This is a genomic window from Bradyrhizobium sp. FW305-F6 (assembly GCF_058782905.1).
Map to the genome: position 1 here is coordinate 662,297 of NZ_JBYSYD010000003.1, position 25,163 is coordinate 687,459.

Sequence of the window (25,163 nt, forward strand, 5' to 3'; positions counted from 1 at the left end):
ACGAAGAACGTGGATGCCCGGGCCTTCGCCGCGCCGAAGCGGCTTCGGCCGCGCAGGCGGGACAAGCCCGGGCATGACGATCTCTCGATAGTTTGCGCTACCTAACGAAAGCCTCCTGATGGATTCCCTCAATCCCGATCATCCCCCGCTGGCCGAGACCCCTGCGGCGCCACCCGTCTGGAAGTTCTGGGGCACCGCGCTGTGGGGCCTCTTCATCTTCGTTGCGATGTTCGTCGGGCAGATCGGGGCCGTCCTTCTCGTGGCGGTGCAGCGTGGTCTGCCCATGGAGCTGGCTTCCCTGCAGGTCGTCGGCCGCGAGCCCCAGACGCTTGCGCTTTCGGTGATCATGGGCTTGCCGGCGACGCTAGCCGCGGTCTGGATCGCCATCCGCATCAAGAAGGCTTCCTTCGTCGATTATCTCGCGCTGCATTGGCCGTCCTGGAAACAACTACTGTTCGGCGTCGTCGGCCTCATCCTGATCGTTCTGATCTGGGAAACGATGTCGCGCGCGCTCGGCCGCGAGGCGACGCCGGGGTTCATGACCGATCTGTTGAAATCGGGACGCGACAAGGGCGCTGCGCTGCTGCTTCTGTTCGCCTTCAGCGTGGCCGCGCCGGCGTCGGAAGAGATTCTGGCGCGGGGCTTCCTTTATCGCGGCTGGTCGGCGAGCTTCCTGCGCATACCCGGTGCGATCCTGCTGTCGTCGCTGGTCTGGACAATCGTCCACCTGCAATACGACCTGTACTTCCTCGCCGAGGTTTTCGCTATCGGGCTCTGGTTCGGCTACATGCGTTATCGCGCGGGTTCGCTCTGGCTCACCATCGTGCTGCATGCGCTGAACAATCTGACAGCCGTGGTGCTGACGATGTGGTTGGGGAACTAGGCCGCCAACCCGATCGCGATCGGCATCGTAATGGCTGCAAAGATCGTCTGCAGCGTGATGATCTGCGCCAATAGCGGGGCGTCGCCGCCCATCTGGCGCGCCAGGACATAGGCGCTGGACGAGGTCGGCACCGCCGAGCAGATCGCCACGATTGTGAGGCTGCTGCCGGACAGCCCGAACCAGAGACCGAGCCCCATTGCGAGCGCGGGCATCAGCAAGAGCTTGAAAACGACGCCGACGGCTGCGCCGAGGCTTGGACGGAAGAGCCCTTCGAGATGCAGCCCCGCGCCCGTGACGAGCAGGCCGATGGCGAGGGAGGAACTGCCGAGCGCGTCTGCAACCTCATGCCAGAGCCTTGGCAGCGGCAGGTGGGTGACATTGACGGTAAGGCCGATGATGCAGGCCCAGATCAAGGGATTGCGCACCAATGTCATGACGATGGCGCGGCCGGATTGCTTTTCCGGCGAGGCGTAACGAGCGAGCACCGAGACGCTGAACACGTTGACAAGCGGGATGATCGCCACCATCGCCACGGAGGCGAGCGCCAACCCGACGTCGCCGAATAGATTGGCGGCGATCGACAGGGCAACGAAGGTCTGCCAGCGCGTCGCGCCCTGGAAGATCGAGGTAAAGGCCGGGCCGTCGATGCCTAGCCGCGAAAGCGCAGGGCGTAGCGCAAGGCACAGGAGCGACATCGCCAGCGCCGACAGCAGCAGCGCGCCGCCGACGCCGGCGACCGGCACCTTGGACAGGTCGGCCTTGACCAGGGTCTGGATCAACAGCATCGGGAACAGCACAAAATAGGTTAGCTGCTCCAGCCCGTGCCATTGCGTTTCGAGCCGCATCAGGCTGCGCTTCAGCACGATTCCGAGCACGATGAGGATGAAGACCGGCAGCAATGCCGCGATGACGACGGCCATGAATCAGTGCGGTCCCGGGCTGGCGCGAAGATTGGCGAGGCGGTCGAGCGCGCCTTGCAGGATAAAGATCGCGGCGTGCTCATCGATCACCTCGGCCCGCTTGGCGCGGCTCACGTCCATGCCGATCAGCTCGCGCTCGACCGCAGCTGTCGAGAGGCGCTCGTCCCACAGACCGATGGGAAGCGCGGTCAGGGCGGCGAGGTTGCGGGCGAAGGCGCGGGTCGATTGCGCGCGCGGCCCTTCGCTGCCGTCCATGTTGATGGGCAGGCCGAGCACGAAGCCGACCGCCTTGCGCTCGGCCGCAATTGCTATCAGGCGCGCGGCGTCCTGCTTGAACGCCTTGCGGGAGATGGTCTCTACACCGGTCGCAAGCCGACGATCGGGGTCGGACACGGCAACGCCGATGGTCTTGGTGCCGAGATCGAGCCCGACCAGCGCGCCGCGCGCGGGCCAATGGGTTGCAGCATCGACGAGAGGCAGGATAACAGCCGGCATGGCGTTAGCGCATATCACGCGTCGCGCTGCGGAGTGAACCCGGAACATGGATGCGCTGACATTATTCGGCCTGTTCGCCGTCACGGCGATGCTGGTCTGCTATGCCCTGGAAGATCGCAGCCATTGGTTCGTGCTGCTGTTCGCGGCCTCCTGCGCGCTCGGCTCGGCCTATGGCTTCCTGCAGGGGGCCTGGCCGTTCGGCCTCGTCGAGGCGATCTGGTCCATCGTCGCGCTGCGGCGAGGGCGGCTGAAGGTGACAGGCGTAGCGCGTGAAGATGACCAAGCGCAAATGCAGCGGTCATTTGTGGCAAATCTCACACGGGCGACGTCACAGGCCATGGCATGATGTCGCGTCCTCAGCGGGGCCTGTCAATTGACCCTCTGATTGTTGCGCTGTATTTATGTATGTATAGGTAGAGTGGGGTGCGTACCCCGATTTCCAGAATGATCGCCAGCGACCGGCAGTCGGGTCCGCTGGCAACCTTGGCGCAGATTTTGAGGCGCCGGCTACGTCCGACATTTGCTCAGCCACTTTTGAGAGGTTCTGATGCTGATCAAGCCAAGCCTCATCGCGGGCTCCGAAAGGCGATTCAAGCAAGCCGAGTTCTCACCAGACGCCCTGAACCGGAAACTGGGCGACGGCCCGATCGACATGTCCGTCGAGAGGATGCGCTTGCGCCAGCGCCAGCTGCTGGCCGAGACGGGGGACGTGGCAAAGGCCGAGATCGGCCTGGAGCGGATCATCCAGGGCAATGATCTCGACAGCATCAATTATCTCGCCAAGGGGATGGCCGCCGCACGCTCGGTCTGCCGTATTCAGCTCAGGGATCTCAAGTCGAATCTGCTCGGCTATGGCTCGGGCTTTCTGATCGGGCCCGGCCTGCTGCTGACGAACCATCACGTCTTCGGCAAGCCGGCGGACGCTGCCAATTCGATTGCCGATTTCGACTACGAACTGGACATGACAGGACAAGAGCGCGCGCCGGTGAGGTTTGGTTTTGAGCCGGGCAGGTTCTTCTACACCAATGACAGGCTGGATTTCTCGGTCGTCGCGGTAGCCCCGACCTCGCTGTCGGGCCACGAAGATCTCGAGGACTGGGGGTGGCTACCGCTGAGCGACGCGCCCGGCAAGGCGGACCCGGGCGAGTATCTCACCATCGTGCAGCATCCCAGCGGGCAGATGAAGCAGGTCTGCGTCCGCGAGAACAAGCTGCTCAAATATGTCGGGGACTTCCTTTGGTACAACACCGACACGACGGCTGGGTCGTCGGGGTCGCCCGCGTTCAACCGCTTTTGGCAGGCGGTCGCGCTGCACCACAGTGGCGTTCCGCGGAAAGATGGGCAGGGCCGCACCCTGACCAAGGAGGGCAAGGTGTGGAAGCCCTCGATGGACGAATCCTCAATCGATTGGATCGCCAACGAGGGCATCCGCATCAGCGCGATCGTGGCCGACCTCAAGGTGGCCGTCGGTTCCCATCCATTGATCAAGCCGGTTTTGGATGAGGAAGAGCCGCCGACTCGGCAGGAGAGGGCGAAAGTCCGGCCGCCGGAGACCGCGCCTGCATTCGGAACCAATGTCTGGGTCGAGCAGTCCCTCGACGGCACCTCGCTCGTGGTTCCGATCCGCGTGCCATTGCCGATGTTCAGGAGGGACATCCCGATGGCTCCGCTCGCCCCTGTGCCGGGCCCGGCGGGAGGTAACGGAGGTTCACCAAACGGCGGCATGCACAACGGTGGCAAGGCGCTGATCGCCCGGCCGGCCGTTCTCCTGCCTCACATCAGTCCGAGGAACGGCCTGCCCATGGAGGCCGTGCATATCGATCAGAGCACGTTGAAATCGCGTCCCGGATACAAGGCGAACTTTCTCGGCACTGGGAGATTCTCGGTCCCCTTGCCGAAGATTCCGTCCGCCCTCAAGCCCCGGATCGCGATGCTCAAGGGAAGCTCCAGGCAGTTCGAGCTCAAATATTTCAACTACAGCGTGGTCATGAACAAGCAGCGCAGGCTCGCCTTCTTCAGCTGCGTGAACATCGACGGCGGCAAGCAGCAGGACGTCGGCAAGCGTGAAGGCGATTCCTGGCTGCGCGATCCGCGCATCGACGACGATGCCCAGATTGGCAACGAGTTCTATCGCAAGCAGGCGACGTTCGAGGCGGATCGCAGCAAGAATCCCTTCGACCGCGGTCATCTGGTGCGCCGCCTCGACGCAACCTGGGGCGACACCGTCGCCGCGGCCAAGCAGCACGGCGACGATTCCTTCCATTTCACCAATTGCTCGCCGCAGTTCTTCTCGTTCAATCAGGGCAAGCAGCTCTGGGCGGGATTGGAGGACTACACGCGCGATGTCCTGCTCGAAGGCGAGGAGAAGGGTATCGTGATGAATGGTCCGGTATTCGACGGACCGGATGCCGACGAATCCGATCTGCCTAATCCTTCCGGACGACCGCACAAGGACCCGAGTTTCGGCGGCGTTCAGATTCCCAAATACTTCTGGAAGATACTGATCCGACGCAACGAGGACGGACTCAAGGCCGCGGCGTTCCTGATGAGCCAGCGCAAGCAGGTCATGGAGATCGACCGGATCCAGGAGGCCGATGTGTTCGAGCGGATGTCCGAGGAGGACGTCAGCGTCTTCCAGGTGTCGATCGCGGATCTGACGAAATTGAGCAAGCTCGACTTCGGCAATCTGGGCGACGTGGACTCGCACGAGGCGACGTCGATCGGCCCGCGTCTGATCAAGTCCTATGAGGACATTCGAACCTGAAGTGCGGACCGGGTGAGGGCAGGCAATGTTCTCGATGGAGGCACTGCAAGTCCTCTCCCGGCTTTCTTCGGGGTCCTTTTGCGGGTGTCAGCGGATCGCGATCGGATTGATCATTGCCTGCACGCCGCCGGTCCAGCGCGGCTGTCCCAGCACGAACAGGAACTCATAGCCCTTGTCGCGGGCGAGCGCGGCGGTGTCCATGTTTTCGAGGATATAGGTCCCGTTCATCGCGAGCAGGATCTGGTGCACCTCGAACACGTTCTTGGATTCGAACGGCAGCACTTCGAGTCCCCAGGTGTCGGCGCCGACGGCGACGACGCCCTTGCCGGTGAGATATTTCGCACCCTCGACGCCGAGCCCGGGCTCGCCGGCCGAATAGCGCTTGTCGTCCTTGCCGACCAGGCTGAGCCACCCGGTGTGGAAGATGACGACGTCGCCCTGGCGGATCTCGACGTTCTGCTGCTTGGCGGCTTCCTCGATCTCCTTGACGTTGAAGGCGGTGCCTTCCTTCACGACGTCGGTCTTGAAGTAGGCGGCCATGTCGAGCAGGACGCCGCGGGTGACCATTGGCGGGACCTTCTCGATGCCGAGCTTCTTCAGCCCGGTCGGATCGGCAAAGTCGGCGAGCTTGTTGCCGTTGTAGTAGACGTGCTCGATGCCGAGATGGCCGAGCCCGTCGAGCTGGCTGCCGACACCGACCCAGCTGTCCAGGATATCGTCGTTGTAAGTTGCCTTGTTGGGACCGAGACCGGGGCTGCCGGCCTGTCCCGGCTGCACGATGGTGATCTTGTAGCTGCGCGGCGGGTAGGCCGGCGTCTGCGACGTGACGGCCATGCCGAGGGCATAGGTCTTGCCGGTCTTCACCAGCGATGCCGCCTTCATCACGAGCTCGGGTGTCATGTAGTTGGCGGCGCCGATCTCGTCGTTCGGCCCCCATTTCGACTTGGTCCAGTCCTGGGCATTTGCTGTTCCTGAGATCGCCGACAACGCAGCGACACAGCACAACACGAGCGTATTGCGCATCGATAGTCCTCCCGATGTTTCTTGCCGATGTACGGCTTCGTTATGGTTTTGCGCTGGCCAGCCAGTCATCCTAACGTAGAATGATCGCGGGCTTCAAAGCTTTTCGATGTGGTGCGCTGCGGCGGCAGACCACATCGCGAAGGATTTGTGACGAATTTCGTGGAGTGGAACGTCGTGTCGTTTCAGGCCGCGATGATTTCGTCGTCCTTCACGAGGCCCTCGACGAAGCTTCGAAGCGCGCTGGTTTGATGTCCCGCGCGGCGCTGGATGAACAGTGTCTCGACGCGCGCATGCGACGGGCTCAGCGTGTGGATCGAGACGCTGCCGCTCATCGCGCTGCATTCCACCACTGCACGCGGCAGCAGCGTCACACCCATGTCGGCGGCGACGCAACCGATCATGCCGTCGAGCGTGCCGAGCTCGAAGCGTGCGGCTGACGGCCAGCCGAATTCGGTGAACACCTGTTCGAGGCGCTGACGATAGGTGCAGCCGGTGCGGAACACGAGTGCAGTCGGCCCCGACTCCGGCGTGCCGGCGCGCAGCTCGGCCAGCGAAGCCCAGCGCCGCGCGCTGACCAGCACCAGCTCCTCGCGGAAGGCGCTCGTGGCCATGAGGTCGTCATGCGTAATGGGGCCGGCGACGAAGGCGCCGTCGAGCGTGCCGTCGAGCACGCCGGCGACGAGATCGGCGGTCGGCGCGGTGCGCAAGGAGAGTCGCACGGCGGGACAATTGCGATGGAAATCCGCCAGCAGCGGCGGCAGGCGCACGGCTGCCGTCGTCTCCATCGAGCCGATCGCGAGCGGGCCTTTCGGCTCGCCATCGTCGCGTGCGGCAAGCAGCGCTTCGCGCGACAGCGCCGCCAGCTTTTGCGCATAAGGCAGGAGGCGCTTGCCGGCACCGGTCAGCGCCATGCCGCGGGCGTGACGCTCGAACAGCGCCGTGCCGATCTCCGCCTCCAGTGCCTTCACGCGCTGGGTGACATTCGATTGGACCGTGTTGAGCTCTGCGGCGGCGCGGGTGATGCCGCCCGCACGAGCAACGGCGGCAAAGGTTTGGAGATCGCTCAGTTCCATGACAGCGTTTCGCTTTTCAGATCGTTTCGTTCGCAACAAATCATTTTTAAAGAATGTTAGTCGCGCCTAATGTTGTTGTCCAGATCGGGGAGGAGCCATGTCGATTGCAACGCCGCTGACCACGCTGCTGGGGATCGCACATCCGATCCTGCTTGCGCCCATGGACATCATCGCCGGCAGCCGCCTCGTCATGGCCGTCAGCCGCGCCGGCGGCTTCGGCATTCTCGGCGGCGGCTATGGCGAGCGAGCGTGGCTGGAGCAGGAGACTGCGAAGCTCGCCGAACTGCGTTCGCCGTTCGGGATCGGCTTCATCACGTGGAGCCTCGCCAAGCGGCCCGAGCTTCTCGACATCGCGCTCGCTGCAAGGCCATCCGCGATCATGTTGTCGTTCGGCGATCCCGCGCCGTTCGCGGCGCAGATCAAGGCGGCGGGCGCGCGCCTGATCTGCCAGGTGCAGGACGAGGCGATGGCGCGGCAGGCGCTCGAGGCCGGGGCCGACATCCTGATCGCGCAAGGAACGGAGGCGGGCGGTCATGGCGCCTCGCGCACCACCGTCGATCTCGTGCCGGCGATCGTCGATCTCGCCGCTGGCCTTGTGCCGGTGGTTGCAGCCGGAGGAATCGCCGACGGGCGCAGGCTCGCCGCCATGATGATGCTGGGTGCAAGCGGCGTGTTGCTCGGCACCCGCTTCTATGCGAGCCAGGAGGCCGACGGCGCGGAGGAAGCCAAGCGGCGCATCTGCGCGGCGAGCAGCGGCTCGACGGTGCGCGGGATCGTGTTCGATCTCTCCCGCAACAATGTCTGGCCGGCGCCGTTCACGGGACGGTGCCTGGTCAACGACCACGCGAGGCGCTGGATCGGGCGCGAGGTCGAGCTGATGCAGAATGTCGCCGCAGTTGCAGCCGAGTATGCGGCGGCAAAGGCCGCCGGCAATTTCGACGTCGCCGCCGTCATCGCAGGCGAGGCGGTCGGGTTGATTCATGATATCCCACCGGCGGCCGAGATCGTCGAGCGGATCGTCGTGGAGGCGGAGCAGTTGCTGGAAGGGCGGCGGAATTCTGTGATAGCGGCACGGAATTCCTCACCCTCCCCTGGAGGGCGAGGGTCGCTGCGCATGTAGCGAAGCGAAATGCGTATCGGGGTGGGGTGATCTCTCCGCACGGGCAGATTCTCCGTGGAGCGACTGTCACCCCACCCCGCTCGCGCTTCGCGCGATCGACCCTCCCCCTCCAGGGGAGGGTAAGAAAGAACGAGAGAGAGCAACCATGTGGCCTGACCGTCGACTGATCGATCTGTTCAAGACCGAATTCCCGATCGTGCTGGCGCCGATGGCGGGGGCGATGGATGCGGAAATGGTGATTGCGGCCGCGCAAGGCGGGGCACTGGGCTCGCTGCCTTGCGCGATGATCTCGGCCGAGAAAGCGCGCGAGCAGGTCGGTCTCATCCGTCAGCGCGTGAAGGCGCCGGTCAACATGAACTTCTTCTGCCACACGCCGGCCGAGCTGACAGCCGAGGCCGAAGCGCGCTGGAAGCAGCGGCTCGCGAGCTACTACACCGAGCATGGTCTCGATCCGGCGGCGCCGATCGCTGCGGCGAACCGTGCGCCGTTCGACGCGGCGTTCTGCGAGGTTGTCGAGGAGCTGAAGCCGGAGGTCGTCAGCTTCCATTTCGGCCTGCCGGAGCAGGCGCTGCTCAAGCGGGTCAAGGCGGCCGGCTGTCTCGTCATCTCGTCCGCCACGACGGTCAAGGAAGCGGTCTGGCTGGAGGAGCGCGGCGTCGACGCCGTGATCGCGCAAGGCGCCGAGGCCGGCGGCCATCGCGGTATGTTCCTGACCGACAAGGTCGCAGAGCAGCCCGGCACCTTTGCGCTGGTGCCGCAGGTCGTCGATGCCGTGAAGGTGCCGGTGATCGCAGCCGGCGGCATTGCCGACGGGCGCGGCATTGTCGCGGCCTTTGCGCTCGGCGCCGCCGGCGTGCAGATCGGCAGCGCCTATTTGCGCTGTCCGGAATCCAAGGTCAGCGCGGGCGGCCGCAAGGCGCTCGCCGAGGCCGGCGATGATTCCACCGTCATCACCAACGTCATGACCGGCCGTCCGGCTCGCGGCGTCCAGAACCGCCTGATGCGCGAGGCCGGCCCGGTCTCGCCGGATGCGCCGCCGTTCCCCCATGCCGCGACGGCGTTGGGGCCTCTGAAGGCGGCGGCCGAAAAGCAGGGTAGGGTGGATTTCACCAACCTCTGGGCCGGCCAGGCCGTCGCGCTGGGCCGTGAGGTCCCTGCGGCCGAATTGACCCGGGATCTCGCCAGATCGGCGCTGGCGCGCATGAAAGCCCTCGCCGGATAGGGGGAGGCGCCGGTTGCGGCGCAAAAGCGGCCTCTGCTATACGGCACTCAGGTTTTACCGTGCTGGGTTTTGCCGTGAGAGGCCTTATATAATGTCCGTCGATGCCGCTACCGTCCGTCGCATCGCGCATCTGGCGCGCATTGCGGTTTCCGAGGACGAGGTTCCGCACCTGCAGGGCGAGCTCAACGCCATGCTCGCTTTCGTCGAGCAGCTCTCGGAGGTCAATGTCGAGGGCGTGGAGCCGATGACCTCGGTCACCCCGATGCAGATGAAGAAGCGGCAGGACGTGGTCGACGACGGCGACATCGCCGACGATATCGTTGCCAACGCGCCCGCGACCGAGGGGCACTTCTTCCTGGTGCCGAAGGTCGTTGAATAAAACAGGTTAGGTCCGATGTGCCTGCTATGCGACGATGAGAAGGCCTATCAGGCCTACATGAATTACCTCGACAAGATGGAGCGGCAGGGCAAGGCTGCCGACCCCAATGTCGCAGTCAATGAAGTGCTTGACGAGATCGAGGCCGCTGCGAAAGCCGCCGCCAAAAAAGACGACCCGGCCAACGACAAGACCCTGTCTCCGTTCTTCTGCAGCCCGATCAATAAATGACCGATTTGACATCGCTGACGCTCGCCGAGGCCCGCAAGGGTCTCGCCGACAAGACTTTCACGTCGCTCGAGCTGACCGACGCGCACTTGAGCGCGATCGAGGCGGCGCGCGTGCTCAATGCCTTCGTGATGGAGACACCGGATCAGGCGCGCGCCATGGCGAAGGCCGTCGACGAGAAGATTGCCAGGGGCGAGGGCGGGCCGCTCGCCGGCATTCCGCTCGGCATCAAGGACCTGTTCGCGACCAAAGGCGTGCGCACAACCGCGTGCTCGAAGATCCTCGGCAATTTCGTGCCGACCTATGAATCGACCGTGACCTCGCAGCTCTGGCGCGACGGCGCCGTGATGCTCGGCAAGCTCAACAATGACGAGTTCGCGATGGGCTCCGCCAACGAGACCTCGTGCTTCGGCCCCGTCGGCAATCCCTGGCGGCGCGAGGGCAGCAACACCACGCTGGTGCCGGGCGGCTCATCCGGCGGCTCGGCCTCGGCGGTGGCGGCGCTGCTCTGCATGGGCGCGACCGCGACCGACACCGGCGGCTCGATCCGCCAGCCGGCGGCATTCACCGCCACGGTCGGCATCAAGCCGACCTATGGCCGCTGCTCGCGCTGGGGCATCGTCGCCTTTGCCTCCTCGCTCGACCAGGCAGGCCCGATCGCGCGCAGCGTGCGCGATGCCGCGATGCTGCTGCGCTCGATGGCCGGGCACGACCCGAAGGACACCACGTCGGTCGATCTCCCCGTGCCGGATTACGAGGCGGCGATCGGCAAGTCTGTGAAGGGCATGAAGATCGGCATTCCCCGGGAGTATCGCCTCGACGGCATGCCGGCCGAGATCGAAAAACTTTGGGAAGCGGGCGCGGCGTGGCTGAAGGCGGCCGGCGCCGAGCTGGTCGAAGTGTCGCTGCCGCACACCAAATACGCGCTGCCGGCCTATTACATCGTGGCTCCGGCGGAGGCTTCCTCCAACCTCGCGCGCTATGACGGCGTGCGCTACGGCCTGCGCGAGCCGGCCAAGAACATCGTCGAGCTCTACGAGAACACCCGCGCGGAGGGTTTTGGCGCAGAGGTACGCCGCCGCGTCATGATCGGCACCTACGTGCTCTCGGCCGGCTATTACGACGCCTATTATCTGCGCGCGCAGAAGGTGCGCACGCTGATCAAGAAGGATTTCGAGGACTGCTTTGCCAAAGGCGTGGATGCCATCCTGACGCCGGCGACGCCGTCGGCCGCCTTCGGCATCGGCGAGAAGGGCGGGGCCGATCCGGTCGAGATGTATCTCAACGACATCTTCACGGTGACCGTGAACATGGCGGGCCTGCCGGGCATCGCGGTGCCATCAGGCAAGGACGCGCAGGGCCTGCCGCTCGGGCTGCAACTGATTGGCCGGCCGTTCGACGAGGAGACGCTGTTCTCGCTCGGCGAGGTGATCGAGCAGGCCGCCGGCCGCTTCACGCCCGCGAGGTGGTGGTGAATGCCGCTGATTTCATCGCGAGCCTCGGCGGCGCGGCGCCGGCGCCGGAGTTGAGCGCGCCGCTCGCCGGCCTCTGGTGGGCGGCGAAGGGCGATTGGGACCGGGCGCACACGATCGTTCAGGACGAGAGCAGCCGCGATGCCGCCTGGGTGCACGCCTATCTGCACCGCGTCGAAGGCGATCTCGGCAACGCCGGTTACTGGTATCGCCAGGCCGGTCAGCCCACGGCAAGGGATTCATTGGAAGCGGAGTGGCAGCGGATCGCTGCCACGCTGCTCGGGAGCACGACATGAGCACGGCCACGCACAAGCTTCTCAAGGGCGCTACCGGTGACTGGGAGGTGGTGATCGGCATGGAGATCCACGCCCAGGTGACCTCCAACGCAAAACTGTTCTCGGGCGCCTCCACCGCGTTTGGCGGCGAGCCGAACAGCCATGTGTCGCTGGTCGACGTCGCGATGCCGGGCATGCTGCCCGTCATCAACGAGGAATGCGTCAGGCAGGCTGTCCGGACAGGGCTCGGTCTCAACGCGAAGATCAATCTGCGATCGGTGTTCGACCGCAAGAATTATTTCTATCCGGACCTGCCGCAGGGCTACCAGATCAGCCAGTACCAATCGCCGATCGTTGGCGAGGGCGAGGTGATAGTCGATCTCGACGGCGGCAAGACGGCCACGATCGGTATCGAGCGGCTGCATTTGGAGCAGGATCCCGGCAAGATGCTGCACGACCGGTCGCCGTCGCTGTCCTACATCGATTTCAACCGCTCTGGCGTGGCGCTGATGGAGATCGTCTCCAAGCCCGACATCCGCGACGCCGAGCAGGCCAAGGCCTATGTAATCAAGCTGCGCTCGATCATGCGCTATCTCGGCACCTGTGACGGCGACATGGAGAAGGGATCCTTGCGCGCCGACGTCAACGTGTCCGTGCGCCGGCCCGGCGCGCCGCTCGGCACCCGCTGCGAGATCAAGAACATGAACTCGATCGCCTTCATCGGCCAGGCGATCGAGTATGAAGCGCGGCGCCAGATCGAAATCCTGGAGGACGGCGGGCAGATCGAGCAGGAGACGCGCCGGTTCGATCCCAACAAGGGCGAGACACGCTCGATGCGGTCCAAGGAAGAGGCGCACGACTACCGCTACTTCCCCGATCCCGACCTCTTGCCGCTGGAGTTCAGCCAGGACTTCGTCGACGAGCTGAAAGCGAGGCTGCCGGAGCTGCCGGACCAGAAGAAGGCGCGCTTCGTCGCCGATTTCGGCCTGTCGGCCTATGACGCCAGCGTGCTGGTCGCCGAGCGCGAGAGCGCGGTGTTCTACGAGACGGTGCTCGAGAGGCTCGCGAACCGCGCGCGCGACGGCAAGATGGCGGCGAATTGGGTGATCAACGAGCTGTTCGGGCGGCTCAACAAGGAGGGGCGGGCTATTACGGACTCGCCCGTCGACGCCGAGCAACTGGCTGCGATCATCGATCTGATCGGCGAGGGCACGATCTCGGGCAAGATCGCCAAGGATCTGTTCGAGATCGTCTGGCAGGAAGGCGGCGATCCCCGCGCGCTGGTCGAAAGCCGCGGCATGAAGCAGGTGACGGATCTTTCCGCGATCGAAAAGGTTGTCGACGACATCATCGCGGCCAATCCGGACAAGGCGGCGCAGGTCAAGGACAAGCCGCAGTCGCTCGGCTGGTTCGTCGGCCAGGTGATGAAGGCGTCCGGCGGCAAGGCGAACCCGCAGAGCGTCAACGACCTGCTCAAGTCCAAGCTCGGCGTCTGAACTTCACGTCTCGAGCGAGGTGACGGCGCGCTTCGTCATCTCGCTGCAGGCTCTCGGTGCGGCGCTCGCGCGCATCCTTCAATCGAAACTTCCTCCCATCGACAGCGTTGCGATCACCGAATCGCCGTCGCGCGATTCGCCGGAACGGCCGCTTGAACACGCTTTGACGAGCGCTTGCGCCGTTAAGCATGAAAATATTTTCGTTGCCAAAAGTCGCGACTCAGAGTCCGCGAAGCGCTTTCGTGCGGCCACCGCGCGTTCTCGGATGCACATCATCGCGTCGGCCGCATGCGATGCGCGCGTGCGAAAAAATACTTGCTGCATAGTGTTTTTGTGCAATCGCATCGTTCGCGAACATCGACGATGCCAACGCTCCGCGTGATCGCAATCGCACGTCATGCGAAGCACCCGCGTCGCGCTCGACAAGCGCACGCGCCTTGCTGCGTCAACACTTCTTTAAGCGAGACGCTGTTTTTTTCTTCGTGTTGGTGTATTCGGGATGAGTGCATTCGATCCCCGAGTGCACGCAGCGATTAAAGCCATCTCACACATCGGAGGGCAACATGGCCAAGAAAGCGAAGAAGGCGAAGAAGGCGAAGAAGGCGAAGAGCGCAGTGAAGAAGACTGCGAAGAAGACCCGCAAGGTCGCGAAGAAGAAGTAACTTCGCTTCTGAAGTTGCCGGCAGATAGCCGGCACGTCATCAGCGCCTTCCAAGGTTCTGGTCGACGATAGAGGGTGTCGGCGAGACATCAGGTCAACGGTCGGACCGTTCTCTTGCGCGGTCCGGCAGAAGAAACGAGTTTTCTTCGTTCGGTGCGGTTCTCTTCAAAGGGCTCCGCAATTTCACGACTGGCCCTCGGGCCAATGTGGAATCTGGTCCTGACGTGTTCGCCGACGCCCTCGTTCTCTTGACGCCGGGGCATTGCCGGCATCCCCTTTCCCCCTCGACATTGCTGATCTGACTGCGACGTGTCCGCGCTGACGTCTCGACCTCCTTGGTCTGTCCGCGCAGGCGAGGACCGTGCGTGACTGACGCGGTCTGCGTGCCGCTTCTTAAGGCGCGGTGTCATCGCCCAGGGCCGGCGGGGCGATCCCGCACGCCGAGACGGCCGCGGTTGAAACGATAGGCCGCGGCGTCCTGGATTCCTCGCTCCGGTGCGAATTGCGCATGAGGCCGGGAATGACAGGCGGGTGCAGTCACGAAGGCGCCGCGCCATGAATTGTAGCCGAAGCACGTGCACCACCGTGCGCAATGGTTATCGTTCTCCTGAAATCCAAGGGTAAACCGAATCTGACGAATCGCAGAAGTGCCTGCAAATCAGGAACTTTCTGAATTTCCCGCGCGGATGCCGCGCGCTCGCGTTTACGTCTGCTTCATCGCGATGCTTAAACTGCCATTCAAATTTGCCCGCCATCATCCCCTCCAACAAGCCGGTGAACGGCATGGGCCGAAAGGCTCGGGGACGAGTTGAACAGTTTTCTGGACGGGAGCCGCGCTCGGGGAGCGAGGCGGCATAAGAACAAAGGGGATGCGTGATGTTTCAGGGTACTTTCGATCTGGAGACGGCAACGCCGATCGACGCGAGCGCGCTGTCGGACGTGCTGTTCGAGCGCGGGGTCTATTGGGCGAGCGGCCGCTCCGGGATCGTCGATCTCGTCGCCGCGCACAAATGGTTCAATCTCGCCGCCTTGAAGGGCCGCAAGGATGCCGTGGCACTGCGCCAGGAAGTCGCCGGGCAGATGTCGGATGCCGAGATCTCGGCCGCGCAGCGCGAGGCGAGGGCCTGGGTCGGCGCGCACTGAGGCGAATCGCTTCCGGCCCGTATTCGCACGGGAGTCCCGGTTGCGCTGAAGCAAGTTGATCCGTCATGCCGCCGCTTAGAATCCGACGGCGTGAACAACCAGGCGACCAATGGACAATGGCTGCCGATTCAGATCGCTCCCGAGGAGTGCGATCTGGAACTCGGATGTCTGCACAAGACGGGAATTGAGCCTTGGTCCTTTCCCTGCCGGCGCAAGGCAGGCGTCTGGTTCAATGTCTGGGCCGGCGAGGCCGTGCTGATATCGCCCTCGCATTGGCGGGTATGGCGATCCGGCATCTGAGCGCGATGAGATTTGCATGAAGCGTCATCGCGCTTCAGGTTGTTGTTTGCGCATGGTCTTGCCGGAAAACCGCTTCGCACTTTTCCGGATCAGCTTTCGGGTGCCAGCGGTACGTTTATTAGAGAGTACGCGAATCAGCAGGTCGCGGCACGTGTCCTTGCGCCAGGCTGGGTGCCGACATCACCGCTCGCTCTGAGGTGAAGGAGTGCAGAGACGTTGATGCTGGGTGGCGGAGAGGGAGGGATTCGAACCCTCGATACAGCTTGAGACCGTATGACGCTTTAGCAAAGCGTTGCCTTCAGCCACTCGGCCACCTCTCCGGTGCGAGCCTTATGCATCTAATTGCTCGGGCTGGTCAATTTGGAAGCGCGTGTTTTCGCTCGAATATTCCCAGTGATCTGCGAAACGAGACGGGCCTGTTCTCCCCGGCAGGGGCGTGATGCTGCGAGAACAGACCCGCAGTCGCGACGTCCGGCACCAGAAGCAAAGGGAGGATCGGCCCTGAAAAGGCATCTCTGCTCCCCTCAGAGGCGGAATTTGCAAGGAAATTCAATGGGAACAAGGCCAGGGAAGTTGGCGCTCGATCTCCTGGCTCGCCGAGCAGCCGGTCCGATGCGCCTTGCGGCCATCACTCTCATAAAGAGTGTCGCCACGTCTGAGGTGCCGCAGCGGATGGGGCGTCAGATCGAGGCGTCGAGGCCGTTGATGCCCTGCCCGTTGAGTCTGCTGCTGATTCCCGATTCGAGCGTGCTGAAGCCACTTCGCGGCGGGGGCTCGGCCGCTGCGCTACATGTGGGGAACTTTGATGGCCGATGGAACCGCTCGAAAAACATCAATATAAACAATGTGTTGCAAGCGCGAGCTGATCACATCTGCGTGTTATTTGTGCAACACCCACTGGAAAACACGCTCCATGGAGCCGTTTCCGAGCGTTCTCTTGTTGTGTGTGCAAGGACGTTCGGTAATTGTGACTGAGCGACGGAGGGGGGCATCCCAAGGTCGTCCCGTTTAGGTCATTCGCTTAAGTCCCTCGCGTTCATGCGGGTGTGTCCGAAGACGCGAAGGAGCCCAAAGCGGTGATTTAAAGGGGGTTGGGGAATTGGCCGTCCGGTCAGTGACCTTCCCTGAAGAGCAACTTGGAGGTTTAACATGAAGTTGGTTAAGAGCCTTTTGCTCGGCTCAGCGGCGGGTCTGATCGCCGTGGGCGGAGCTCAGGCAGCTGATCTGCCCGTGAAGGCCAAGGCGGTCGAATACGTGAAGATCTGCTCCCTGTACGGTGCGGGTTTCTACTACATCCCCGGCACCGACACCTGCATCAAGCTGGGTGGTTACCTGCGCGCTGAAGTCGCGCTGGGCACGAACTCGGTCTACAACGGTGCGTTCAACGGTGCTGCTGGCGCTCACAATCGCCTGAGCAACTACTACACGATGCGCGCTCGTCAGGATCTCAACATCGACACGCGCACCGCGACCGAGTACGGCGTCGTCCGCACCTTCTTCGATGCGACTTTCTCCTGGACCACCGGCGGCTACTCCGGCACGGGCTCCGGCACGGGCGGCACGGTTTATTCCGGCGCAGCTCAGTCGGGCGGTTTCGGTGGCGTCGGCAACCCGTCTGACGGCGGCGTGGCTGGCGGTTCGCTCGGCGTGTACTACGCCTTCATCCAGTTCGCCGGCTTCACCATGGGTAAGGCCGTGTCGCAGTTCGACGCGCCCTGGACCAACTATCCCGGCAACAACTTCGACGGTCTCGTCGGCGGCAGCGGCACGGTCACTGGTGTCAACCAGTTCACCTACACCGCTGACTTCGGCCAGGGCGTGACGGCGGCCTTCTCGGCCGAAGACGCGACGGCCTACTACCAGGCCGGCAACCTCAACATGACCGGCGCGACTGCCGCTGGCATGATCGGTGGTTCGTATGGCACGAACGCCATCGGCGGCTCGCGTTCGCCGAACCTCGTCGGTCAGGTCCGTGTCGACCAGGCTTGGGGTCTGTTCCAGGCGTCGGTCGCCGCGCATGACAACCACGTCGCCTATTACGGCGCAACCGAGCCGACTGGCCACCCCGACGACAAGTGGGGTTGGGCGGTTCAGCTCGCTCTGTCGATCAAGAACATCCCGACGGGCGCGGGTGACACGATCAACATCCAGGGCGTCTACACGGATGGTGCGAGCCGCTACAACTTCCAGAGCCTGGCGGCCGTCAACTACTCGATGTACGGCAGCTCGGGCATTGCCTACCAGAGCGTCGGCTTCGCCAATGCTCCGGATACCGTGTACGTCACGGGTTCGCAGCAGGAGACGGTCAAGACCTGGGGCTTCCGTGGTGCTTACACCCACAACTGGAATCCCTACTGGAACACCGCGCTCTACGGTGCTTACGCTCAGGCCCAGTTCGGCAGTCTCGCCAAGACTGCGCTCTGCGGCGCAGGCGGTGCTGGCGGCGTGTTCGGCGGTCTCGCCGGCGTCACGGGTTGTAACCCTGACTTCGCCATCGGCCAGATCGGTCTCATCACCCGCTGGACCCCGGTCAAGAACCTGACCTTCTCGGGCGACCTGAACTGGACCCGTCTCGACCAGAAGTACTCGGGCACCGTTGCCTTCCCTGGTTCCGCCGGGGTGGCCAAGCCGGCTGCTGTGTACGAGCTGAAGGACCAGGACAGCATCACCCTGCTGCTCCGCGCCCAGCGCAACTGGTAAGTTCGGTCTAACGACCTGACAGAGGGCCCCGGCGGGAAATCGCCGGGGCCCCTTTCTTTTTGCTCGATGTCTGTACTCGCTTGCGTCGGGTACCGAGCCCGACTCCGTGCTCTTCATCGATCGTTCGGGGCGAGCCGATGCGGGCCGCCGTGGGAGAGGAGAGCTCCGCGGCAAGTCCCGATCGATGTGCCGAGAATAGCTGCCGCGTCGATGCCTCGGCCGTGCAAGGCGCTGCCGGTCGATCATGCAGCAGGGATCAACGGTGGCTTCATTGTCGATCGGCGGACCCTCGCGACCCTCGTCGGTCGGACCAGCCGTCGCAGCCGCGCAACGTTCGGAGCGGACAGGCCTGAGGATCGCCGTCGATCGCCCGTCTTGTTTTGGCCGCTCGCGTCACGGCCAGACGAATCTCGCCGTGGGCGCGGGCTCGAAGCTGGGAGGAGAATGCTATTGCACGCTGCCGGCGCCGCGGCGCAAATCGGCCTCGATCTGGAGGCGCGTGCCGCCGCCGAAGCGGGCCCTGTAGACCTGAAGATTCTCCATGATCCGCTGCACGTAGTTGCGTGTCTCGGAGAAAGGAATCAGCTCGACCCAGTCGACGGCGTCGACCTTGGGGTCGCGCGGATCGCCGTAGCGCTCGACCCACTTCCTCACGCTGCCGCGGCCGGCATTGTAGGCGGCGAACGTCATGATGTAGGAGCCGCGATAATCCTCGAGCAGTCCGCCGAGCTCGGCCGAGCCGAGCGTGGCGTTGTAGACCGAATCGTTCTTCAGCCGCGACAGGTCGTAGGTCGCGCCGTGCCGCTTGCAGACGTAGCGCGCAGCGTCCGGCGTCACCTGCATCAGCCCATAGGCCTGCGCCGGCGAGACCACCGACGGATTGAAGGCACTTTCCTGCCGCGCGATGGCGTAGATGATGCTGCGCTCGACCTCAGGGCCGATCGGCGTGAACTGCGGAATGCCGTTGACGGGGTAGGCATAGAAGTCGAACGGCAGGCCGCGGTTGAGCGCGGCCTTGCCGAGCAGCAGCATGCCGCGCGCGTCGCTGTAGCGCTGGGTGAGCTCGCCAAGGCCGGCGAGCGCCTCGGGATCGCCGTTCTCGCCCATGTCGGCCAACAGCGGAATCGCCATCTCGCGCTCGTCGAGCTCGTACAGCAGTTGCGCGGCGCGCACGATCTCGAGCCGGTCGGCGCCGCGGCCGCGCGGCTGGCTGTTGAGCTCGATCTGCGGCAGGCCGAGCTTTGCCCGCGCGAGCTGGCCGTAATAGCTGGTCGACTGCTCGGCGGCTCGCGCATAGGCGTTGCGCGCCTCCTGCTGGCGGCCCATCGCCTCAGCGGCGCGGCCTTGCCAATAGCCGGCTCGCGCAAGGGCGGTCGGATTGACGCTGCCGACGCCGATGCGGGCGAAATGCTGCGCGGCGGTTGCGGGATCGTTGAGGAAGCGAAGCGCGATCCACCCGGCGGTGAACTCCTGCTCGGTCTTGTAGATGTCGCGCGAGGGCAGGGCGGCGTCACGCGCGATCAGATAGGCGCTGCGGAATTCCTCGGTGTCGATCATCTTGCGCGCCAGGAGGCGCCGTTCGATCCACCATTCGTCGAGATTGTGGAGGCGGCCCGGATCCTTCGGCGCCGACAGCATCAGCTGGGCGGCTTCAGTGAACTTCTCCTCGCGGCGCAACAGCTGGATCTTGCTGAAGAGGAAGCCGGGATCGTTGTGCAGCTCGCGCGGCACCGCGTCGAGCAGTGCGCGCGCGTTGGGCGCTTTCTTGACCGCGGCGATGCGGGCCTTGGCGAGCGCGACATAGCCGGCGCCGAGGCGCTTGGCGGCGCGCATCGCGGCCTCGTTCTCGCTGCCGTAGAGCAGGTTGTCCATCCGCGCCTTCTGGTCACCAGGCGTCAGCAGCGCGCCGAACTGGTCGAGCGCGTTGTTCTCGGTGTCCTCCGACATCGGATCGCTGCGCCAGGCCTCGCGCACCAGCCGCTCGGCATTGGCGCGGTCGCCGCGCGCCAGCATCGCCTTGGCGAGCGTGAAGCGGCCCTTGGCGGAGATCGGAGATTCATTCTCGAACCACGACCACGCAACGGACTCATCGCGTCGATCGTCCCACATCGCAGCCTCGAGGCGCCTGCGCAGGAACGTCTGCGACGGCCAGCTCGGATTGGCGGAGATGAAGGCGCGATAGCGCTCCACCGTCGCGTCATTGTTCTCGCTGCGCAGGATGATCCATTCGGCGAGCTTCCGCGCGACGGGATCGGAGATGCCGGCTGCGGCATTGCTGGCCTCGCCCGCCTTGCGCTTGCGCACGAGCTCGATGACGCTTTCCAGCGTGTCCTTGTCGGCCTGCGACGTCGACGACGTCGCTGCGACCGCGGCCGGGATGACCGGCTTGCGGGGTGCGGCATGCTGGCGGGTCGCAGGCGCGAGCACGGGAGGTGCGACCGGCCGGGCAGCGGGTGGGGCGGTGGGTTTGACGGTGGCCGTCACGGCCGGCGCAGGGGCCGTCTTCGGCGGCGGCGCGGGTTGTGATTTTGGCGCGGCGACCGCAGCCGCAGGTTTCGGTTTGTCTTTCGCGGGTTCCTTGCCGGCGGAGTCCTTTGCAGGCTTCTTCGCGGCATCCTTCGCCGGAGCGCTTGTGGTGCCCTTGCTCGCGCCCTTCGCTGGATCCTTGCCAGTTCCCGTGCTGGTTGCCCTGGAGCTATCCTTGGACTTCTCCTTGCCCGCGTCCTTGGGTGTGCTCTTTGCCGCGTTGTTGGCGGCCGGCTTTGTGTCCGCGGTCTCATTGGACCTTGCGGGGGCGGCGCGGCCCACCGACAGTCCGGCCATCAGGGAGACGGCCAAACCCACCGACAGACCCAGGGATCGCCATGAGGCACGAGCAAAGGAGGTCACGGCGTTTCGTCGCCCCGAATCAGTGAAGTGGCTCAAGACCTAGCTGAATTTGCTGGAATATGCGGAGAAAATACCAACAGCCGCTTACCTCGGGCCGATTTGCACCAGCACCGCGGCAAAATCGCGGCCTAAACGGTGCGTCACACTGCAGCGGGCCTTTTACCGGCGGGGGAGACCCGATATGAAGGGGGTTGCTCAAGAAGATCGCCGCGTGCGGAGGAAGTCCATGGCAGCCAAGACGAAATTCCGGGGGTCGTTCACCGCTTTGGTCACCCCTTTCAAGAACGGCTCGCTGGACGAGGCGGCGTTCCGCTCCCTGGTCAATTGGCAGATCTCCGAGGGCACCAACGGCCTTGTCCCGGTCGGAACCACCGGCGAAAGCCCGACGCTCAGCCATGACGAGCACAAGAAGGTGGTCGAATGGTGCATCGAGGAGGCCAGGGGCCGCGTGCCCGTCGTCGCCGGCGCCGGCTCCAACTCGACCAAGGAGGCGATCGAGCTCGCCCAGCACGCCGAGAAGGCCGGCGCGGATGCCGTGCTGGTGGTGACGCCGTACTACAACAAGCCGACCCAGGAAGGCATGTACCAGCACTTCAAGGCGATCAACGATGCCATCGGAATCCCGATCATCATCTACAACATCCCGCCGCGTTCGGTGATCGACATGTCGGTCGACACCATGAAGCGGCTGTGGGAACTGAAGAACATCGCCGGCGTCAAGGATGCCACCGCCAGCATGGTGCGCGTGTCGCAGCAGCGCGCGGCGATGGGCGAGGACTTCAATCAGCTCTCGGGCGAGGACGCCACCATCATCGGCTACATGGCCCATGGCGGCCACGGCTGTATTTCGGTGACCTCGAACGTCGCCCCACGTCTGTGCTCGGAGTTCCACGCCGCCTGGCAGAAGGGCGACACCAAGGCAGCGCTCGCGATCCACGACAAGTTGATGCCGCTGCACAACAACCTCTTTATCGAGAGTAACCCGGCGCCAATCAAGTACGCGATGTCGCTGCTCGGCAAGCTGGACGAGACCTTGCGGCTGCCGATGGTCCCCGTCTCCGAGCCGACGCGGGTCGCGGTGCGCAGTGCGATGGTTCACGCCGGCCTGATCAACTGACGCATTAGCTTGGGGAACCTTTCATGAGCGTCGAGGACAAGGGCGCGCGGATGCTGAAGGAGTTCCGCGAGTTCGCCATGAAGGGGAACGTCGTCGATCTCGCGGTCGGCGTCATCATCGGCGCGGCGTTCGGCGGCATCGTCACCTCGCTGGTCGGCGACGTCATCATGCCGATCATCGGCGCCGTCACCGGCGGGCTCGACTTCTCGAACTACTTCATCCCCTTGTCGAAGGCGGTCACCGCCACCAACTTAGCGGATGCCAAAAAGCAAGGCGCCGTGCTTGCTTATGGCAGCTTCCTGACGTTGACGATCAACTTCATCATCGTCGCCTTTGTGCTGTTTCTGGTGATCCGCGCCATGAACACCCTGAAGCGCAGGGAGGAGGCGGCTCCTGCCACTCCGCCAAAACCGTCGGCCGAGGTCGAGCTGTTGACCGAGATCCGAGACCTCCTGAAGAAGTGACGCGCCCGCTTCATCCGAATTGTTAAAATCCGAGCGCATCTCGATCAGGTTTGCCTGTCATGGCCGATAAGAACGAACGTCCGATCAAGGTGATGGCGGAGAACCGCAAGGCCCGCTTCAACTACGCGATCGAAGATACGATCGAGGCGGGCATTGCCCTGACCGGCACCGAGGTCAAGTCGATCCGCAACGGCAAGAGCACGATCGCGGAATCCTATGCCGATTCCAAGAACGGCGAGATCTGGCTGATCAACGCGACCATTCCCGAATATCTGCAAGGAAACCGCTTCAACCACGAGCCAAAGCGGCCCCGCAAGCTGCTGCTGCACCGCCGGCAGATCAACAAGCTGATGGGCGCCGTCGACCGCGAGGGCATGACGCTGATCCCGCTCAAGCTCTACTTCAACGAGCGTGGACGGGCCAAACTGCAGCTCGCGATCGCAAAGGGCAAGAAGCTGCACGACAAGCGCGAGAGCGAGAGGAAGCGGGACTGGAGCCGGGAGAAGGGCCGCCTGTTGCGGGCGAGGGGATAGCGCGATGATCCAGCGGAACCTGCTCGAGGTCGATTGGAGCCAGATTCCCGCACCTGCCGACGACGGCGCCGCCGCGCATCTCGAGGGCATGACGTTGCCGGCGGTCAACCTGCTCGCGACCGACGACACCTCCGTCACGCTGTCGGCACTGCGCGGCCGCGTCGTCGTGTTCGCCTATCCCCGCACCGGCGAGCCCGGCAAGATCGCGCTGGTCGACGATTGGGACATGATCCCGGGCGCGCGGGGTTGCACGCCGCAGACTTGCGCGTTTCGCGATCTTTTCGCCGAGCTCAAGGCCGCCGGCGCCTCGCACGTGTTCGGCCTCTCGACCCAGAGCAACGCCTACCAGACCGAGATGGCCTCGCGGCTGCATCTGCCGTTCCCAGTGCTCTCGGACGAGAAGCTGGCCCTGACGCGCGCCCTGAATTTGCCGACCATGGAGGTCGCGGGCCTGACGCTGATCAAGCGCCTCGCGCTCGTCATCGACGACGCCAGGATCACGCACGTGTTCTACCCGGTGTTTCCGCCCGACCGGAACGCCGGCGACGTGCTGGACTGGCTGAAGGCCAATCCGGCCAACGGAGCGCGCGCCAAGGTCGAATGAGTTTTGGTGGAGGCGATACGAGCGGAGGGCGTACCTCTCCCCGCTGGGGAGAGGTGAACCCACAACCGGCCTGCTCAACTGCATCAGGCTCTCTAATCCAGATCTGCCTTCACCTTCGCGAACACGGATCTGAACATGTCTGGCGTCAGCACGCCGGTGTTCGTGTTGTAGCGCGAGCAGTGATAGCTGTCGTACAGCTTGAACGCGCCGGCCTGATGCACCGCGCCATGGCCGAAGGGCGCCTGGGACGCCTTCAGCTTCAGCGGCTTGAGCACGCTGTCGTGCGCAATCCGCCCCAGCGCGATGATCGCGCGCAGCTTCGGCATCGCCTCGAGATTGGCGACCAGAAACTGCCGGCAGGTGTTGATCTCCGCCGGCAGCGGCTTGTTCTGCGGCGGCACGCAATGCACGGCATTGGCGATCCGGCAGTCGACCAGTTTCAGGCCGTCATCGGGGCGCGCCTGATAGCTGCCTTTGGCAAAGCCGTATTCGAGCAGCGTGGCGTAGAGCAGGTCGCCGGCGTAATCGCCGGTGAACGGCCGCCCCGTGCGGTTGGCGCCCTGCATTCCCGGCGCGAGGCCCACGATCAGGAGGCGCGCGCCGAGTTCGCCGAACGGCGCAACCGGCGCGTTGTGCCACGACGGCTCGCGTGCGCGGTTCGCCGCGCGAAAGGCTACCAGGCGCGGACAGAGCGGACAATCGCGGTTGGGAACGACGAGGGGAGGCTGGCGGCTGGACCGGGCCGCCTCACTCCTCGAAGTCGTCATCGCCCCTCGGCGCCATCGTGGTTGCGCGCTGGAGGAATTGCGGGGCGTGGTGGCGTTCGCCACGCTCGCCGCGGTCACGCGGGGCGGGGCGTTCGGACGGGTCGCGGCCGAGCTTGGATTGCAGCTCGACGAGGTCGGTGAAGACGTCGGCCTGGCGGCGCAGCTCGTCGGCGATCATCGGGGGCTGGCTGGCGATGGTGGAGATCACGGTGACGCGCACGCCGCGGCGCTGCACGGCCTCGACCAGGGAGCGGAAGTCGCCGTCGCCCGAGAACAGCACCATCTGGTCGATGTGCTCGGCGAGCTCCATGGCGTCCACGGCGAGCTCGATGTCCATGTTGCCTTTGACCTTGCGGCGGCCCGAAGCGTCGATGAACTCCTTGGTCGCTTTGGTCACGACGGTGTAGCCGTTGTAGTCCAGCCAGTCGATCAGCGGGCGGATCGAGGAGTATTCCTGATCCTCGATGATGGCGGTGTAGTAGAACGCCCGCAACAAGGTCCCGCGGCTCTGAAACTCCTTCAGCAGGCGCTTGTAATCGATGTCGAAGCCCAGAGTCTTGGCTGTCGCGTAGAGATTGGCCCCGTCGATGAAGAGCGCGATCTTGTTGGTCGGAGAAGGTGACATTCAGTTTGCTCGC

25 protein-coding genes, 1 tRNA gene and 1 pseudogene are annotated in these 25,163 nt (G+C 64.3%); 19 read left to right on the plus strand and 8 right to left on the minus strand.

Going from position 1 to position 25,163, the window contains the following annotated elements; all coding sequences use genetic code 11:
* Positions 1-118 precede the first annotated feature (118 nt).
* Positions 119-883, plus strand: coding sequence for a CPBP family intramembrane glutamic endopeptidase (locus tag AC3WLX_RS23520; RefSeq protein WP_291623429.1), 765 nt, complete (start codon positions 119-121; stop codon positions 881-883).
* On the opposite strand, the gene AC3WLX_RS23525 is transcribed toward AC3WLX_RS23520, so the two are convergent.
* Positions 880-1,803, minus strand: coding sequence for an AEC family transporter (locus AC3WLX_RS23525; protein WP_291623427.1), 924 nt, complete (start codon positions 1,801-1,803; stop codon positions 880-882). The two genes, AC3WLX_RS23520 and AC3WLX_RS23525, sit on opposite strands and share 4 nt — an antisense overlap.
* A 3-nt stretch (positions 1,804-1,806) precedes the next feature.
* Positions 1,807-2,298, minus strand: coding sequence for a Holliday junction resolvase RuvX (gene ruvX / locus AC3WLX_RS23530; protein ID WP_291623425.1), 492 nt, complete (start codon positions 2,296-2,298; stop codon positions 1,807-1,809).
* A gap of 46 nt (positions 2,299-2,344) precedes the next feature.
* Here ruvX and AC3WLX_RS23535 point away from each other — a divergent pair.
* Both AC3WLX_RS23535 and AC3WLX_RS23540 read left to right on the plus strand, forming a co-directional pair.
* Positions 2,345-2,551 (plus strand): annotated as a pseudogene (locus AC3WLX_RS23535) (hypothetical protein); the annotation flags it as partial.
* A 294-nt stretch (positions 2,552-2,845) separates the two neighbouring features.
* On the plus strand, positions 2,846-5,062 hold the full coding sequence (locus tag AC3WLX_RS23540; protein WP_492337767.1) for a DNA/RNA non-specific endonuclease: 2,217 nt from the start codon (positions 2,846-2,848) through the stop codon (positions 5,060-5,062).
* An 87-nt stretch (positions 5,063-5,149) separates the two neighbouring features.
* Here the strand turns inward: AC3WLX_RS23540 and AC3WLX_RS23545 are convergent, their stop codons facing one another.
* Entirely contained in the window at positions 5,150-6,085 is a 936-nt protein-coding gene (locus AC3WLX_RS23545) for a cyclase family protein (RefSeq protein WP_291623421.1), read from the minus strand.
* Between the two features lie 182 nt (positions 6,086-6,267).
* Positions 6,268-7,158, minus strand: a complete 891-nt coding sequence (locus AC3WLX_RS23550) for a LysR family transcriptional regulator (RefSeq protein WP_492337768.1) — start codon at positions 7,156-7,158, stop codon at positions 6,268-6,270.
* A 97-nt stretch (positions 7,159-7,255) separates the two neighbouring features.
* On the opposite strand from AC3WLX_RS23550, the gene AC3WLX_RS23555 reads away from it, so the two are divergent.
* The 10 genes from AC3WLX_RS23555 (at position 7,256) to AC3WLX_RS23600 (ending at position 15,451) form a co-directional block, all read left to right on the plus strand.
* Complete coding sequence (locus AC3WLX_RS23555; protein WP_492337769.1) at positions 7,256-8,278, plus strand: NAD(P)H-dependent flavin oxidoreductase; 1,023 nt, start codon at positions 7,256-7,258, stop codon at positions 8,276-8,278.
* A gap of 145 nt (positions 8,279-8,423) precedes the next feature.
* Entirely contained in the window at positions 8,424-9,500 is a 1,077-nt protein-coding gene (locus AC3WLX_RS23560) for an NAD(P)H-dependent flavin oxidoreductase (protein WP_492337770.1), read from the plus strand.
* A gap of 91 nt (positions 9,501-9,591) precedes the next feature.
* Complete coding sequence (gene gatC, locus AC3WLX_RS23565) at positions 9,592-9,879, plus strand: Asp-tRNA(Asn)/Glu-tRNA(Gln) amidotransferase subunit GatC (RefSeq protein ID WP_291631607.1); 288 nt, start codon at positions 9,592-9,594, stop codon at positions 9,877-9,879.
* 15 nt (positions 9,880-9,894) lie between these two features.
* Positions 9,895-10,107 carry a hypothetical protein gene (locus AC3WLX_RS23570; RefSeq protein ID WP_291631605.1) on the plus strand — a complete coding sequence of 71 codons (213 nt, stop codon included), beginning with the start codon at positions 9,895-9,897 and terminating at the stop codon, positions 10,105-10,107.
* Positions 10,104-11,579 (plus strand): Asp-tRNA(Asn)/Glu-tRNA(Gln) amidotransferase subunit GatA, encoded by a 1,476-nt coding sequence (gene gatA, locus AC3WLX_RS23575; RefSeq protein ID WP_492337771.1) that lies wholly within the window; start codon positions 10,104-10,106, stop codon positions 11,577-11,579. Before AC3WLX_RS23570 ends, gatA begins: the two co-directional genes overlap by 4 nt.
* Positions 11,570-11,872 (plus strand): hypothetical protein, encoded by a 303-nt coding sequence (locus AC3WLX_RS23580; protein WP_492337772.1) that lies wholly within the window; start codon positions 11,570-11,572, stop codon positions 11,870-11,872. Before gatA ends, AC3WLX_RS23580 begins: the two co-directional genes overlap by 10 nt.
* On the plus strand, positions 11,869-13,347 hold the full coding sequence (gene gatB / locus AC3WLX_RS23585) for an Asp-tRNA(Asn)/Glu-tRNA(Gln) amidotransferase subunit GatB (protein WP_492337773.1): 1,479 nt from the start codon (positions 11,869-11,871) through the stop codon (positions 13,345-13,347). The genes AC3WLX_RS23580 and gatB overlap by 4 nt, the downstream gene beginning before the upstream one ends.
* 19 nt (positions 13,348-13,366) lie before the next feature.
* Positions 13,367-13,729: a hypothetical protein gene (locus AC3WLX_RS23590; protein ID WP_492337774.1), complete on the plus strand. Its 363-nt coding sequence runs from the start codon at positions 13,367-13,369 to the stop codon at positions 13,727-13,729.
* A gap of 1,155 nt (positions 13,730-14,884) precedes the next feature.
* Positions 14,885-15,151 (plus strand): hypothetical protein, encoded by a 267-nt coding sequence (locus AC3WLX_RS23595; protein ID WP_291630906.1) that lies wholly within the window; start codon positions 14,885-14,887, stop codon positions 15,149-15,151.
* A gap of 90 nt (positions 15,152-15,241) precedes the next feature.
* On the plus strand, positions 15,242-15,451 hold the full coding sequence (locus tag AC3WLX_RS23600) for a hypothetical protein (protein ID WP_492337775.1): 210 nt from the start codon (positions 15,242-15,244) through the stop codon (positions 15,449-15,451).
* 227 nt (positions 15,452-15,678) lie between these two features.
* On the opposite strand, the gene AC3WLX_RS23605 is transcribed toward AC3WLX_RS23600, so the two are convergent.
* Positions 15,679-15,771, minus strand: a tRNA-Ser gene (locus AC3WLX_RS23605).
* A 253-nt stretch (positions 15,772-16,024) separates the two neighbouring features.
* On the opposite strand from AC3WLX_RS23605, the gene AC3WLX_RS23610 reads away from it, so the two are divergent.
* Complete coding sequence (locus tag AC3WLX_RS23610) at positions 16,025-16,426, plus strand: hypothetical protein (RefSeq protein WP_492337776.1); 402 nt, start codon at positions 16,025-16,027, stop codon at positions 16,424-16,426.
* A 174-nt stretch (positions 16,427-16,600) separates the two neighbouring features.
* A complete protein-coding gene (locus tag AC3WLX_RS23615) occupies positions 16,601-18,151 on the plus strand; it encodes a porin (RefSeq protein ID WP_492337777.1) in 1,551 nt (516 codons plus the stop codon).
* Between the two features lie 447 nt (positions 18,152-18,598).
* Here AC3WLX_RS23615 and AC3WLX_RS23620 read toward each other — a convergent pair whose 3' ends face one another.
* Positions 18,599-21,040, minus strand: a complete 2,442-nt coding sequence (locus AC3WLX_RS23620; RefSeq protein ID WP_492337778.1) for a lytic transglycosylase domain-containing protein — start codon at positions 21,038-21,040, stop codon at positions 18,599-18,601.
* Between the two features lie 226 nt (positions 21,041-21,266).
* On the opposite strand from AC3WLX_RS23620, the gene dapA reads away from it, so the two are divergent.
* The 4 genes from dapA to AC3WLX_RS23640 are packed head-to-tail and all read left to right on the plus strand — an operon-like array spanning position 21,267 to position 23,758.
* On the plus strand, positions 21,267-22,157 hold the full coding sequence (gene dapA / locus AC3WLX_RS23625) for a 4-hydroxy-tetrahydrodipicolinate synthase (protein ID WP_492337779.1): 891 nt from the start codon (positions 21,267-21,269) through the stop codon (positions 22,155-22,157).
* A gap of 50 nt (positions 22,158-22,207) precedes the next feature.
* Positions 22,208-22,621: a large conductance mechanosensitive channel protein MscL gene (gene mscL, locus AC3WLX_RS23630; RefSeq protein WP_291627364.1), complete on the plus strand. Its 414-nt coding sequence runs from the start codon at positions 22,208-22,210 to the stop codon at positions 22,619-22,621.
* 59 nt (positions 22,622-22,680) lie between these two features.
* Positions 22,681-23,154 (plus strand): SsrA-binding protein SmpB, encoded by a 474-nt coding sequence (gene smpB / locus AC3WLX_RS23635; RefSeq protein ID WP_492337780.1) that lies wholly within the window; start codon positions 22,681-22,683, stop codon positions 23,152-23,154.
* A 4-nt stretch (positions 23,155-23,158) separates the two neighbouring features.
* The gene (locus AC3WLX_RS23640) at positions 23,159-23,758 is read left to right on the plus strand and encodes a peroxiredoxin (protein WP_492337781.1); all 600 of its coding nucleotides are present in this window, start codon (positions 23,159-23,161) and stop codon (positions 23,756-23,758) included.
* 92 nt (positions 23,759-23,850) lie between these two features.
* On the opposite strand, the gene AC3WLX_RS23645 is transcribed toward AC3WLX_RS23640, so the two are convergent.
* Positions 23,851-24,525, minus strand: a complete 675-nt coding sequence (locus AC3WLX_RS23645) for a uracil-DNA glycosylase (RefSeq protein ID WP_291627355.1) — start codon at positions 24,523-24,525, stop codon at positions 23,851-23,853.
* Complete coding sequence (locus tag AC3WLX_RS23650; RefSeq protein ID WP_027573659.1) at positions 24,506-25,150, minus strand: LabA-like NYN domain-containing protein; 645 nt, start codon at positions 25,148-25,150, stop codon at positions 24,506-24,508. The genes AC3WLX_RS23645 and AC3WLX_RS23650 overlap by 20 nt, the downstream gene beginning before the upstream one ends.
* Between the last annotated feature and the right edge of the window lie 13 nt (positions 25,151-25,163).

Bases quoted from the DNA above. Each gene is read 5' to 3' on its own strand.
- AC3WLX_RS23520 (WP_291623429.1), top strand. From the start codon at position 119: ATGGATTCCCTCAATCCCGATCATCCCCCGCTGGCCGAGACCCCTGCG.
- AC3WLX_RS23525 (WP_291623427.1), bottom strand. From the start codon at position 1,803: ATGGCCGTCGTCATCGCGGCATTGCTGCCGGTCTTCATCCTCATCGTG.
- ruvX (WP_291623425.1), bottom strand. From the start codon at position 2,298: ATGCCGGCTGTTATCCTGCCTCTCGTCGATGCTGCAACCCATTGGCCC.
- AC3WLX_RS23540 (WP_492337767.1), top strand. From the start codon at position 2,846: ATGCTGATCAAGCCAAGCCTCATCGCGGGCTCCGAAAGGCGATTCAAG.
- AC3WLX_RS23545 (WP_291623421.1), bottom strand. From the start codon at position 6,085: ATGCGCAATACGCTCGTGTTGTGCTGTGTCGCTGCGTTGTCGGCGATC.
- AC3WLX_RS23550 (WP_492337768.1), bottom strand. From the start codon at position 7,158: ATGGAACTGAGCGATCTCCAAACCTTTGCCGCCGTTGCTCGTGCGGGC.
- AC3WLX_RS23555 (WP_492337769.1), top strand. From the start codon at position 7,256: ATGTCGATTGCAACGCCGCTGACCACGCTGCTGGGGATCGCACATCCG.
- AC3WLX_RS23560 (WP_492337770.1), top strand. From the start codon at position 8,424: ATGTGGCCTGACCGTCGACTGATCGATCTGTTCAAGACCGAATTCCCG.
- gatC (WP_291631607.1), top strand. From the start codon at position 9,592: ATGTCCGTCGATGCCGCTACCGTCCGTCGCATCGCGCATCTGGCGCGC.
- AC3WLX_RS23570 (WP_291631605.1), top strand. From the start codon at position 9,895: ATGTGCCTGCTATGCGACGATGAGAAGGCCTATCAGGCCTACATGAAT.
- gatA (WP_492337771.1), top strand. From the start codon at position 10,104: ATGACCGATTTGACATCGCTGACGCTCGCCGAGGCCCGCAAGGGTCTC.
- gatB (WP_492337773.1), top strand. From the start codon at position 11,869: ATGAGCACGGCCACGCACAAGCTTCTCAAGGGCGCTACCGGTGACTGG.
- AC3WLX_RS23595 (WP_291630906.1), top strand. From the start codon at position 14,885: ATGTTTCAGGGTACTTTCGATCTGGAGACGGCAACGCCGATCGACGCG.
- AC3WLX_RS23615 (WP_492337777.1), top strand. From the start codon at position 16,601: ATGAAGTTGGTTAAGAGCCTTTTGCTCGGCTCAGCGGCGGGTCTGATC.
- dapA (WP_492337779.1), top strand. From the start codon at position 21,267: ATGGCAGCCAAGACGAAATTCCGGGGGTCGTTCACCGCTTTGGTCACC.
- mscL (WP_291627364.1), top strand. From the start codon at position 22,208: ATGCTGAAGGAGTTCCGCGAGTTCGCCATGAAGGGGAACGTCGTCGAT.
- smpB (WP_492337780.1), top strand. From the start codon at position 22,681: ATGGCCGATAAGAACGAACGTCCGATCAAGGTGATGGCGGAGAACCGC.
- AC3WLX_RS23640 (WP_492337781.1), top strand. From the start codon at position 23,159: ATGATCCAGCGGAACCTGCTCGAGGTCGATTGGAGCCAGATTCCCGCA.
- AC3WLX_RS23645 (WP_291627355.1), bottom strand. From the start codon at position 24,525: ATGACGACTTCGAGGAGTGAGGCGGCCCGGTCCAGCCGCCAGCCTCCC.
- AC3WLX_RS23650 (WP_027573659.1), bottom strand. From the start codon at position 25,150: ATGTCACCTTCTCCGACCAACAAGATCGCGCTCTTCATCGACGGGGCC.